The organism is Labedella populi (assembly GCF_004078655.1).
Taxonomy (GTDB): domain Bacteria; phylum Actinomycetota; class Actinomycetes; order Actinomycetales; family Microbacteriaceae; genus Labedella; species Labedella populi.
Genome location: NZ_RZNC01000001.1, coordinates 792,948 through 805,178 on the forward strand (window position 1 = coordinate 792,948; position 12,231 = coordinate 805,178).

Sequence of the window (12,231 nt, forward strand, 5' to 3'; positions counted from 1 at the left end):
TCGTCTCCTGACGTTGGCGTTCGTTCTCGTTCGTGCAGCTACGATTCCGTGGTCGGCGCCGGAGTTCAACCGAAACGCGTACTCTCTGCGGGAACTCCCACGGTCCGCACACGGGGCACGGAGGATGGTGCCGCTTCCCGCCGGGCGAAGCTCAGACGCGAGCGAGGAGAGCCGCGAAGGGCCCGGCGGCATCGGCCAGATCCGCCGGCGCTCCCTCCTCCACGACGGCTCCGCGGTCGAGGACGAGGACCCGGTCGGTGCCGAGGACCTGGTCGACGCGGTGGGTGACCTCCACGATCGTCCGGTGCCCGCCAGCCCACGCGGCGAGCCGTTGGCGGACCGAGTGTTCCGTCACCGGGTCGAGGGCTCCCGTCGACTCGTCGAGAACGAGCACGTCCGGGTCCGTGATGAGGGCCCGCGCAAGCGCGAGGCGCTGCAACTGGCCTCCCGACAACCGGGCCCCGCGTTCCCGGAGCGGCGTATCGAGTCCCTGGGGGAGCGAGGCGACGACGTCCTCGAGGGTTGCGACGTGGAGGGCCGCGGCGATCTCCTCCTTCGTCGCGTCCGGCGCTCCGAGCACGAGGTTCTCCCGCACGGAGCGGCCGAAGACGAACGGTCGCTGGCTCACGATCGCGACGCGGCTCCGCACCTCGCCGAGGGGGATGCCGCGGAGGTCGATGCCGTCGAGTTCGACGGATCCGGACTGCGGATCCCAGACCCGCGCGAGCAGAGAGGTGAGCGTGGACTTGCCACTGCCGGACACACCGACGATCGCCGCGTGCGTGCCGCGCGGGATACTCCAGGTCACTCCGGAGACCGCCGGTTCGAGGGAACCGGGATACCCGAAGGAGACGTCCGTGAAGCGCACGGCGTCCACGTCGTGGGGGCGATCGGCTGCGGAGACGACGATCGAGGCCGGTCCCGCATCGGAGACGACGGGCTCGCGCTCGAGCACCTCGAACAGCCGCGCGGCGCTCGCGAATGACGCGTCGAGGTCAGCGACGAAACCGTCCACGGCGCGCGCCGGCCCCGCGATCCCGAGCAGCACGGCGATCGCCGTCGCGACCTCCGGCCAACCGATCACGCCGTCGCCCGCGCGGGTCGTGCCGACCAGCAGCACCGCGACGACGCCGCCGAGCTGGACGACCTGGACGAGGGCGGAGCGCACTCCGGCGACGATGCCGACACGGTCCGCGGCCCGAGCGGCGTCCGCTCCCAGTCGGTCGAGACCGGCGAGGCGGTCCTTCGCGTGGTCGAACGCGACGATCTCGCGAACCCCGGCGACGGAATCGGCGACGTGCTGCGAGATGCGGCCGTTGGCTCGGGCGCGTTCCTCGGTCGCGCGCCACGTCCGGCGACCGGAGAGGAAGGGGATGACCGCGACGACGAGGGCGGGAACCGGGAGCATGACGAGGGCGAGGACGGGGTCGACGGCCACGGCGGTCCACGCGATGGCCGTCAATGGCACGACCACCGCGGACGCGGCCGGCGGCAGCGTGTGGGCGAAGAACACCTCGACGCGGTCGATGTCGCGGGTGGCGCGAGTGCTGAGGTCACCGCTCGCCGCTCCGTCCGTCGCGGCGGGAGCCTGGGGAGCGAGCCGCGAGAAGAAGAGCCGCCGCAGCGACGCGAGCGCCGAGAACGCGACGTAGTGTCCCGAGTACTGCTCGAGGTACCGCAGCAGGGCCTTGACGAGGGCGAGGCCCACGAGCGAGCCGACCGTCGGCAGTACGACGCCGCCGAGGACGTCCGTTCCACTCTCCGTCGCCGAACGGATCACGCCGGTGACGGCGACGACGAGCAGGGCGACGCCCACGAGCTGCCCGACGATGCGGAGGACGATCGCGAGGAGGAGCGGCGTCAGCAGGTCGCGGGTGTGGCGGAGCAGCCAGAGCGCGAGATCACGGCGGCGGGGAGCGGGGGCGCTCACGAGTGGGCTCCGAGTTCGATGATGCGGTCGACATCCCGGATGGCGCTCGTGCGGTGGGCGATCGTGACCACGGTCCGGTTCCGGGACAGGGTTCTGAGCGCGTCGACGATCGCGGCCTCCGAGGCGAGGTCGACCTGGGAGGTGGGCTCGTCGAGGATCACGACGGGGGCGTCGCGGAGCAGCGCCCGAGCGATCGCGATGCGCTGCGCCTGACCGCCGGAGAGGGACAGGCCGCGCTCGCCGACGGGCGTGTCGAGGCCGAGCGGCATGCGCTCGACGTCGGCGGCGAGACCGGCCGACGTGACGGCGGCGTGCAACTCCTCGGTTGTCGCGTCGGCCTTCGCAACACGCAGGTTATCCGCGATCGAACCGGTGAAGAGGGTCGTCTGCTGGTCGACGACGGCGATGAGGCTCCGCACCGACTCGCCCGAGGCGGCACGCGTGTCGAGGTGCCCGACGCGCACCGCTCCCGATTCCGGGAGCAAGTGGCGACTGAGCAGCGCGGCGACCGTCGACTTCCCGACGCCGCTCGGCCCGACGAGGGCGACGTGCTCGCCCGCGGCGATCGAGAGCGACAGATCGCGCAGCACGGGCGCCCCGTCGCCGTAGCCCGCCGTGACGTGGTCGAGTTCGATGGACACCCCACCGCTCGTCGGCCGCTCCCGGCTCTCGGTGCGTCCTGTGGGCAGGGCCGGACGTTCCGCGAGCACGCCTGAGAGGCCGCGCTCGGCCGCACGCCCTGTCGCCCCGATGTAGAAGAACTGGCCGACGATGTCGGCGGGTCCGGTGAGGAGCGTCGAGAGGAGCACGAGGGCGACCGCGGCTCCGGGGGACAGTGTCCCATCGAGGAGACGCACGATCGCGAGCGTCGCCGCGAGCGCGAGCGTCCCGAGGGAGAAGGCCGCGTCCACGACGAGGATGAGGAGCTGGTTCGCGGCGAGGAGCCGCATGACCTGGCGGCGGTTGTCCTCGCCGCGTGCCGCGAGGTCACGACCGGTGCGCTCCTCTGCGCGGTGCAGGACGAGGGTCGAGAGGCCCTGGACCGCTTCGAGGAACGCTCCCGACAACATCGCGGTGCTGCGACGGTACGATCCGCTCACCTTCCGGAAGGCGCGCTGGAAACCGCCGACGACGAGGGGGATCACGGGAATCGCGATCGCGAGCCAGAGCGCCGAGACGACATCGACCGTGAATCCGATCACGATGATCACGAGGACCGGCCCGGCCATCGTCCCCGCGATCGGTCCGACGAAGCCGGCGCGATACGCCGCGGCCTTCTCGACGTCGGTCGTAGCCGCCGAGACGAGCCGACCGGACGCGGCCGCGGGGCGTCGCGTCACTCCCAGTCCGAAGACATGGCCGAGCACGAGTCCGCGCAGGCGGCGTTCCGCCCCGCTCGTCGCCCGTGCGGAGAAGCGCGACGACAACAGCGTGCACGCGACGGCGACGAGCGGCAGGATGATCAGACCGGAGACGACAGGTGTTCTCAGCGCGTCGCCGGCGGCGATCGCGTCGAGCACCCGGCCGACGAGCACGAAGAAGACGGCGAGGGCCGAAGCCGACACGAGCGCGAGGACGACCGGCACGGCCGCCGCCGCGCGCGGAGTCGCGGCGAGCACGCGGGGATCGACGGGCGTCGCGTCCGCGGCCCCGGGGTGACCCGGGCGTCCGCCGCCTGGGTGGCCCCTCTCCGCAGACGGACGGCCGCCGGCTCCGGGACGCTGGTCGGCCGCCGCACCGCGGGCACCACGGGTGGTGGTCGCAGGATGCGCAGGGGATCCCGTCGACGCATGATTCACGCCTTCATCATCTCCCGGATTCCGGATGCCTGGAGCGGGTTGCGGTCCCGCGAGGCGTTGGACGGCGCGTGGCAGAGCGAGGTCGACTGACTCGTTGCACCGGTCAGGACAGCGGCTCGAGCACAGTCTCCCACTCGCCGTCGAACGTCACCATGTACGTCGTCGCCGGGTCGAGGCCCTCCGGGTCGTCGATCTCGAAGGTCGTCGGTCCCAAGTCCGCGGTACAGACGTCACCACCCGTGCGCTTCAGGACGATATCCAGCGCGTCCGCGCCGGTCAGCTCGAGCGCTGCGGGGGCGGCCGGACACGAGGAACTTCCGAACGTCACGACCGCCAGGGTCTCCTCGGAGAGCCAGACGGCGCGCGGTGAGAAGTCCGGATCGGGGAGGGGAGTGCTCTCGGGAGCCTCCGGAACGGCGGTCTCCGAGCCCGGCTCGATATCCGTGGGCTCGAGCGACACGAGGGGCGGGGCCACCGTCGGGACGGGGCGCACCTCGGTGACGGACCAGTCCATCCCCTCCGGGAACCCGCTGTAGCTTCGCGAGGCGATACCGGTGTCCCGGACGCCGGGGACGCCGGAGCACCCCGCGAGTACGACCATCGAGATCGCTGCGGCCGACACGGATCGAAGAAACGGTGGCATCCGCGCGTTCACAGCGGCTCAGACGGCCTGGAGGGCCCGGATCGCCGAGGTGAAGAAGGTGAGGCCGTCGGTGCCCGAGCGCATCGCATCGCGCGTGTCGGGACCGAAGCCGAGCTCGGTCGCATGCTCGGGGTGCGGCATGAGGCCGACGACGTTGCCGCGCTCGTTCGACACTCCCGCGATGTCTCTCAAGGACCCGTTCGGGTTGACGCCGAGGTAGCGGAAGACGACACGTCCCTCGCCCTCGATGCGGTCGAGCTCCTCATCCGACGCGATGAAGCCGCCCTCGCCGTTCTTCAGCGGGATGACGATCTCCTGCCCGTGGGTGAAGCCGTTCGTCCACGCCGTGTCCGTCTGCTCGACACGCAGGGCCTGGTCGCGACGCACGAAGGTGCCGACATCGTTGCGGATGAGACCTCCCGGCAGCAGGTGCGCCTCGGTGAGCATCTGGAAGCCGTTGCAGATGCCGAGCACGGGCATCCCCTTGCCGGCGGCGTCGACGACCTCGGACATGATCGGCGCGTGGGCCGCGATGGCACCCGCCCGGAGGTAGTCGCCATAGCTGAAGCCGCCCGGGAGGACGAGGGCATCGACGCCGTCGAGGTCATGGGAGCCATGCCAGAGGGCGACGGGCTCCGCGTCGGCCAGACGGATCGCGCGCAGGGCGTCACGGTCGTCGAGCGAGCCGGGGAAGGTGACGACGCCGATCCTCACGGCGCGACCGTCTCGGCGGGAGCGGCCTCCGTGGACACGGTGGGGCCGTCGATGACACTCACACCGACGACGTCCTCGATGACCGAGTTCGAGAGGAGGTCGACGGCGATGCCGCGCACCTGCTCGAGCGTCGCGTCGTCGACGGGACCGGAGGTCGTGAGTTCGAAGCGCTTGCCGACCCGCACCCCCGTGATGTCGGTGTTTCCGAGTCGGGTGAGTGCTCCCGCGACGGCCTTGCCTTGCGGGTCGAGCAGCTCGGCCTTCGGCATGACGTCGACGACGATCGTGGGCACCGGTGAACTCCCTGGAGTGTGGGGGACGGGAACCCTTCCATCCTACCGGGTGCCCCGACGCTCGTCCGGCCGTGACCGCTGCCTGCCGTTCACCCGCCGTCCACCGACCGTCCACCGCCCGTTGGGGACCGCTCGTTAGCGTGGGTCGCGCCGACTGGAGTCGGCCGCCGCTCGCCGACGAAGGAAATGGGGGACGATGCGTGCGACACGCCGTCCGGCTGCCCCCGCCGTGCCCGTCGACGACGTCGGCCCCACCCGGCACGACGTCATCGTCCGCCCGGCGCCGATCGCGATGGTCTGGCAGGGCGCCGACACCGCCCATGCCGCGATCGCCGTCCCCGGTGTGTCCCTCGGTCCGGGGGACGTCCTCGTCGCGGTCGAACTCGCGACCGTGTGTCCTGCTGATGCCGCCACAGTTCGCGGCAACGGAGCCGTGAAGGTCCCGCTCGTCCTCGGGCACGAACAGGTCGGCCGGATCGCGGCGATCGGTGGCAGCGCTGAGACCGCGGACGGCGCCCGCCTCATCGTCGGGATGCGCGTCGTGTGGTCGCGTCGGATCGGGTGCGGATCGTGCGACGCCTGTCTCGCCGGGTCTCCGAGCGGTTGCGCGACGGCGCGGGAGTACGGCGCCGACCGCTTGCGCCGCGGGTGGGAACTGAGCGGAGGGTTCGCCACTCACGTCCTCGTGCGCTCGGGCACCGCGATCTTCCCCGTGCCCGAGGTCGTTCCCGCCGCCGTGCTGGCGCCGGTCCCCTGCGCGACGGCCCTGGCGGCGGCGGCCGTCGAGGGCGTTCTCGTGGCCACGGAGGTCGACGGTGAGGACGTCGTGGTTCTGGGGGCGGACCTCGTCGGCTTGACGGCGGCGGCGATGCTCGCCGACGAGGGCGCTCGCGTCATCGTGGTCGATGCCGACCGTGCTCGGCGTGCGCGTGCGCACGCGTTTGGGGCGGCGGCCGCCGTCGCCGACGTGGCGGGCATCGTGAGCTCCGGGCGACCGATCGTGGCCGTCGTCGACGCAGCCCCGGCGCCCCGAGCGAGGCCCGACCGAGCGGACTCCGAGGTGCACGACTGCTGCGATCGAGCCGCCGAACTGGTGGGCGGCGGAGTGCTCGCGCGGATCGTCCACCTGCACGGAGCGCCGGCGGCCACGCACCGACCGTCGCGGAGATCGATCGACTCCGCGCCCGATCCCGTCGCCGACGGTGCCGCCCGCGACCGCGTCCTGCTCGTCGACCGCCCCGATCCGCGCCACCTCGCAGCGGCCGTCGCGTTCGTGTCGAACGCCTGGTACCGCTATCCGCTCGAGGATCTCGTCTCCGTCCGGTACCCGCTCGAACGACTGGACGACGCGCTGCGGGCCGCCGCGGAGGGACCGGCGCTGAGAGTGGGCGTCGAGACGTCCGCGCGTTGACCGGTCCGCGCTGACCTGTGCAGGTCCGCGATCGTGGGCGGCGAGTCGTCACCCGGGGAGGGGTTGCCGGAAAAGCCTCGTCGTCTGGGCCTTATAGGATGGGTGACGAGTCGGGGGCGACGACATCCAGGGGGCGAAAGGAGAGCGGTTCCACGTGCCCAAGAGGCGGGACGCAGTTCAGAACCACGAGAAACTGTTGGCTGCGGCACGGGCCGTGATCGCGGAGCGAGGGATCGACGCTCCCCTCGAGGAGATCGCTCGGCGGGCCGATGTCGGCATCGCGACGCTGTACCGCAACTTCGCGAGCCGCGACGAGCTCGTTCAGGCGCTCTTCGAACGGTCGATGGACGAGGTCGACATCCTCCTCTCCGAGATCGGCGGAGAGGCGACGGCCTGGCAGTCTTTGGTCAACTTCATGGACCGTCTCGGGATGTGGCTCCTCGCCGACCCCGCGATGCCGACGATCGTGACCCGCATCGGGATCATCGACCCGGATCGGCGGCCCGCCATGCGTTTCACGGGCGCCATGACGGCGATCGTCGAGCAAGCGCAGGCCGATGGCGACCTCCGGGATGACGTGACCTCGATCGACATCGTGCTGCTCGCGACGATGCTCGGATCCATCGGCCGGTATGGCGACGAGTACGTCACCCAGTGGCGGCGTCAGCTCGACATCGTCCTCGACGGGCTTCGGCCCGCGGATGCTGCCCGTGTCGCGCTCGCGGCGGGACCCGTCGACCTCGACAGCTACCACAGGATGCTCCGCCGGAGTCCGGCGCAGGCCTGACTCGCGACTCGGGGTCGGAGCGCCGACGCGCTCAGACCGATGTGACCCGCTCGAGCAGCTCTCGGTAGCGAGCAGCCGTGCGCTCCACGATCTCGGCGGGCAGTTCCGGCGGGGTGCCGGTCTTGTCCCAGTTCGCGGCGAGCCAGTCGCGCACGATCTGCTTGTCGAAGCTCGCCATCCGCTCGGTCGGCGTCGAGCCCGCGTTCCACGCTTCGGCGTCCCAGTACCGGGACGAATCGGAGGTGAGGACCTCGTCGGCGAGCGCGATCACGCCGGTCACGGGGTCACGGCCGAACTCGAACTTCGTGTCGGCGAGGATCAGCCCGCGCGATTCCGCGAGGCGGGCGGCGCGATCGTAGACGGACAGGGAGAGGGCTCGGAGCGCTTCCGCGTCCTCGACGCCCACGATTTCGACGACCCGCTCGAACGTGATGTTCTCGTCATGCTCACCCAACTCGGCCTTGAATGCGGGAGTGAACAGGGGTTCCGGCAGGCGGTCGCCGTTCGACAGACCGGCGGGAAGGGCGATCCCGCAGACGGTTCCACTCTCCTGGTACTCGAGCCATCCGGTCCCGGTGATGTAGCCGCGCACGACGCATTCGATCGGGAACATCTCGAGCGTGCGCACGAGCATCGCCCGCCCGGAGACGTCGCCGGGTATGAGGTCGCGCGCACCAGACGGGACGTTCTCGTCGATCGTGTGGTCCGGCTGGAGGTGATTCGGCACGTCGGACAGTGTGTCGAACCACCACAGACTCAGGGTCGTGAGCAGTTCGCCCTTCCCGGGGATCCCGGGGGAGAGGACGTGGTCGAACGCACTCACGCGATCGCTCGCGACGACGAGCATCGTGCCGGCCGGCCCGGGCGGACGATCTCCCTCGCCGTCCGGTCGGTAGAGATCACGGACCTTCCCCGAGTACACATGCTTCCAGCCGGGCAGATCACGGAGTGTCGAGGTCACCGCCCCATTATCTCCGACTCGAAAGACCGGATTCGACGTATCGTCGTGTGCCTCGGCATCGACCCTGGGCGTCGCCGAACGTGACGGTAGGTCTGCGCCCGCGCTCCGGTCGACGTGCGCATGACCCCCGGAGTGGGGGGACGAACGGACTTGGCCTCCGGGGGAGTAGGCTGGAACCTTGATGTGAGCATCCGTCATGTTCGTGCCGAGGTGATTGCCGACGATCGACCAGGCCGTTCGTCGAAACGAGTGGAGAGCAGTGCGTACCCAGATCGAGTCATCCCCGAGGTCCTCAGGCCTCCACCGCCCCCCAATCGCGCGCTCGCTCGCGCTCCTCTCGGGGGTCGCCGTGATGATCTCCGCGTTGCTACCCGGCGGTGTCGCCGTCGCCGATTCCGCCCCGGTCGACCCGGCGTCGCCACGCACCCCGACGACGGTCAGTGCCGACGTGCTCCCGACGCCTCAGATCGACGGAGTCGTGTGGGATCAGCTCGTCGTCGGCGACACCGTCTTCGTCGGCGGGGAGTTCACCTCGGCGCGGCCCTTCGGCGCCCCTCCCGGCACGCAGGAGGTGGCTCGCACCAACTTCCTCGCGTACGACCTCGAGACGGGGGAACTCCGCACCGACGTGGCGCCGACGTTCAACGCGCAAGTGCGGTCGATCGCCGTCACCCCGGACGGCAAGCGCCTGTTCGTCGGCGGCTCCTTCACGAGTGTCAGCGGTCAGACCCGGTACCGGCTCGCCGCCTTCGATCTGCCGTCGATGACGCTGGTCGGCTCGTTCCGCCCGACCATCGCCGCGACCGTGGAGGCGATCGCCGTGACGTCGTCGTCCGTGTACATCACGGGCGTGTTCGGGGCTGTGCAGAAGCAGACGCGAGCACGGGCGGCGGCGCTCTCCCCGACCAACGGCGCGCTGCTTCCGTGGGCACCCGCCGTGGTGGGTGGGACGTCGAAGGCCATCGTCATCTCGCCAGACGAGTCGAAGATCGTGCTGGGCGGCAACTTCACGTCGCTCAACGGCTCGAGCGACCCGGGGTACGGCATGGGCGCTGTCACCGCCGACACGGGCGCCTCGCTCCCGTGGGACATGAATTCGATCATCCGAAACGGCGGATCGAAGTCCGCGATCATGGATCTCTCGAGTGACGGGGACAGCGTCTACGGCGTCGGCTACCAGCACAGCGAGGGAGGAAAGGCGACCGAAGGTACCTTCCGAGCCAGCTGGTCCGATGGATCGCTCACCTGGCTCGCCGACTGCCATGGCGACACCTACTCGGTCGAGGTCGTCGGTGACGTCGTCTATACCGCAGGGCACAACCACGCGTGCGACAACACGGGCGGATTCCCCAACGACCCCGACACGTATCACCGGGCGATCGCCTACTCGAAGGCGCCGTTCGGTACCACCATCCACAATCCGCCGCCCGCCGGCTGGACCTACGGGAATTTCGCGGGGAATCCGGCAACGAACGTCCTGCACTGGTACCCCGACTTCGACGCCGGCACCTATACGGGCATCACGCAAGGACCGTGGGACGTCACGTCGGCCCGGGGCTTCGTCCTCTACGGCGGCGAGTTCACGTCGATAGACGGCCAGAAGCAGCAGGGACTCGCGCGGTTCGCGTCGCCCGCGACCGCCCCGAACGCGAAGGGACCGCAACTGTCCGCGACCGCGATGAATCCGGCCGTGACGGCGATCGGTGATGGGGCGGTCCGTGTCTCGTGGCAGGCCAACATGGACGTCGACAACAGGACACTCACCTACGAGCTCATCCGTGACGGCGGGTCCTCGCCCCTCGCGACGATGGACGCCGACTCGGCGTTCCACGATCGCCCGATCCTGTCGTTCATCGATAGGGACGTCGCGCCCAACTCGACCCATACGTACCGTGTGCGCACGATCGACCCCTTCGGCAACGCCACGTCGAGCGGAACCGTCTCGTTCTCCATGCCTCCCGCGGATGATCTCGACACCGTCCCCGTGTCGGACTACGACGCCCTGGTCCTCTCCGATACGCCGAGCCACTACTGGCCGTTCAACGAACCAGCCTCCGCGACGGCGCGGGACTGGGCGGCTGCCTCGGATCAATCGCTGGTCGGCTCGTACGAGCGGGGAGTGACGGGTATGGAGGGTGATGGTGCGGGAGCGGCCACGCGCTTGGATGGGGACGCCCGATCCACATCCAGCCCCACCGAGCCCCTCTCGAACACGGTGAGCATCGAGGCCTGGTTCCGCACGACGACGACCCGGGGCGGACTGCTCGTCGGGGCGACGAACGCGGGTGGTGGTGACCGCGACCGACTCGTCTACATGAGTGATGATGGGCGCCTGCACTTCGGCGTCTACCCGGGAACTGTGCGCATGGTCGACTCGGATGAGTCGTTCAACGACGGCCAGTGGCACCATGCCGTAGCGACTCTCGGACAAGGGGGCCAGCAGCTCTTCGTTGATGGAGAGCTCGTCGACGAGCGCACGGACACGATCAGCGCCCAGGCCTATTCGGGATCCTGGACCGTTGGAGGGTACTCGCTCGCCGGGTGGCCGGATCGACCGTCGAGCGATACGTTCGAGGGAACCGTCGATAATGTCGCGGTCTACCGCACTCAACTGGACGCTGCCACCGTCGCCGCACATGCCGCGGTCCTCGATGGCGTCGATGCCCAGCCGGAGCCGGAGCCGGAGCCGGAGCCGGAACCCGAGCCGGCGAACGAGCCGCCGTCCGCGGCCTTCACCGCGACCGTGACAGGCTTGACGGTCGCGGTCGACGCGGAAGGCTCTTCGGACACCGACGGCATCCTGGTGGACGTGAAGTGGGACTTCGGAGACGAAGGCACCGCGACGGGTGTCACGGCGACGCACGTCTACGCCACCGCCGGCGACTACGACGTCACGGTCACCGTGACCGACGACGACGGTGACAGTGCCACGCGGTCAGAGATCGTCTCGATCGTGGCTCCTCCCGTGGAGGAACCCGAGGAACCGGCGGGCCCGGACCCTGTCGCGGCCGACGACTTCGCACGCACCGCGCAGTCGAGTTGGGGAACCGCGCGTGTCGGCGGCGACTGGTCCGTCTCGGGCGGCGCCAGCGGTTTCGCGGTCGACGCGGGCAGCGGGCGCATCACGAACACGGCGGGCCAATCGCGGTCTGCTCTGCTCCGCGGAGTGGACGTCGGCCCCTCGCAGTCGCGGGTCGCGTTCTCCCTCGACGAGCAGCCCGTCGGCGGAGGTCAGTACGTCCAGCTCACTGCGCGTCAAGTCGGCTCCGAGAAGTACACGGCACGCATCCGAGTTCAGGCCGACGGCGTGCTCCAACTTCAACTCCAGCGGTCGGGGACCACTCTCAAGGCCGTCAACCTCGCGGGTGTGGACTACGAGCGCGGCGATGTCGTGTCCCTCGTCGTCGATCTCAGGACGAGCGGGGCGGCGACCGAGCTCGCGGCGAAGGCGTGGATCGCAGCCGAGTCGGACGAACCCGAGACGTGGCAGGCATCGGCCACCGATGCGACCCCGGCGCTGCAGTCCGGCGGCAGTGCAGGCCTGACCTTCTATCTCTCCGGATCGGCGACCTCCGCCACGACGGTCGCGTTCTCCGACTTCGCCGTCGTGCCGACGCAGTAGCGGGGGAGCACCGTCCCGACGCCTCATTGCGGCGGCCTCGTCTTCGAGGCCGCCGCCGGGAACGCGGATTT

9 protein-coding genes are annotated in these 12,231 nt (G+C 70.3%); 3 read left to right on the plus strand and 6 right to left on the minus strand.

All coding sequences use genetic code 11. The annotated features are described in order from the left end of the window. Nucleotides 1-151: 151 nt before the first annotated feature. From ELQ92_RS03890 to ELQ92_RS03910, 5 genes are all read right to left on the minus strand, one after another. Complete coding sequence (locus ELQ92_RS03890; protein WP_128497639.1) at nucleotides 152-1,930, minus strand: ABC transporter ATP-binding protein; 1,779 nt, start codon at nucleotides 1,928-1,930, stop codon at nucleotides 152-154. Next, nucleotides 1,927-3,549 (minus strand): ABC transporter ATP-binding protein/permease, encoded by a 1,623-nt coding sequence (locus ELQ92_RS03895; protein WP_128497640.1) that lies wholly within the window; start codon nucleotides 3,547-3,549, stop codon nucleotides 1,927-1,929. Before ELQ92_RS03895 ends, ELQ92_RS03890 begins: the two co-directional genes overlap by 4 nt. A gap of 283 nt (nucleotides 3,550-3,832) precedes the next feature. Beyond that, a complete protein-coding gene (locus ELQ92_RS03900; protein ID WP_128497641.1) occupies nucleotides 3,833-4,351 on the minus strand; it encodes a hypothetical protein in 519 nt (172 codons plus the stop codon). A 39-nt stretch (nucleotides 4,352-4,390) separates the two neighbouring features. Beyond that, a complete protein-coding gene (gene purQ / locus ELQ92_RS03905) occupies nucleotides 4,391-5,086 on the minus strand; it encodes a phosphoribosylformylglycinamidine synthase subunit PurQ (RefSeq protein WP_128497642.1) in 696 nt (231 codons plus the stop codon). Next, nucleotides 5,083-5,379, minus strand: coding sequence for a phosphoribosylformylglycinamidine synthase subunit PurS (locus tag ELQ92_RS03910; protein ID WP_128497643.1), 297 nt, complete (start codon nucleotides 5,377-5,379; stop codon nucleotides 5,083-5,085). The genes purQ and ELQ92_RS03910 overlap by 4 nt, the downstream gene beginning before the upstream one ends. 196 nt (nucleotides 5,380-5,575) lie before the next feature. Between ELQ92_RS03910 and ELQ92_RS03915 the strand changes: the two genes are divergently transcribed. Together ELQ92_RS03915 and ELQ92_RS03920 are read left to right on the plus strand one after the other, a co-directional pair. Next, nucleotides 5,576-6,790, plus strand: coding sequence for an alcohol dehydrogenase catalytic domain-containing protein (locus tag ELQ92_RS03915; RefSeq protein ID WP_128497644.1), 1,215 nt, complete (start codon nucleotides 5,576-5,578; stop codon nucleotides 6,788-6,790). Between the two features lie 154 nt (nucleotides 6,791-6,944). Continuing rightward, on the plus strand, nucleotides 6,945-7,577 hold the full coding sequence (locus tag ELQ92_RS03920; RefSeq protein ID WP_166426695.1) for a TetR/AcrR family transcriptional regulator: 633 nt from the start codon (nucleotides 6,945-6,947) through the stop codon (nucleotides 7,575-7,577). Nucleotides 7,578-7,608: 31 nt separating this feature from the next. Here ELQ92_RS03920 and ELQ92_RS03925 read toward each other — a convergent pair whose 3' ends face one another. Beyond that, nucleotides 7,609-8,538: a phosphoribosylaminoimidazolesuccinocarboxamide synthase gene (locus tag ELQ92_RS03925; RefSeq protein ID WP_243694852.1), complete on the minus strand. Its 930-nt coding sequence runs from the start codon at nucleotides 8,536-8,538 to the stop codon at nucleotides 7,609-7,611. 352 nt (nucleotides 8,539-8,890) lie between these two features. Here ELQ92_RS03925 and ELQ92_RS03930 point away from each other — a divergent pair, with 352 nt between their 5' ends. Continuing rightward, nucleotides 8,891-12,160, plus strand: a complete 3,270-nt coding sequence (locus ELQ92_RS03930; RefSeq protein ID WP_128497647.1) for a LamG-like jellyroll fold domain-containing protein — start codon at nucleotides 8,891-8,893, stop codon at nucleotides 12,158-12,160. Nucleotides 12,161-12,231 lie beyond the last annotated feature (71 nt).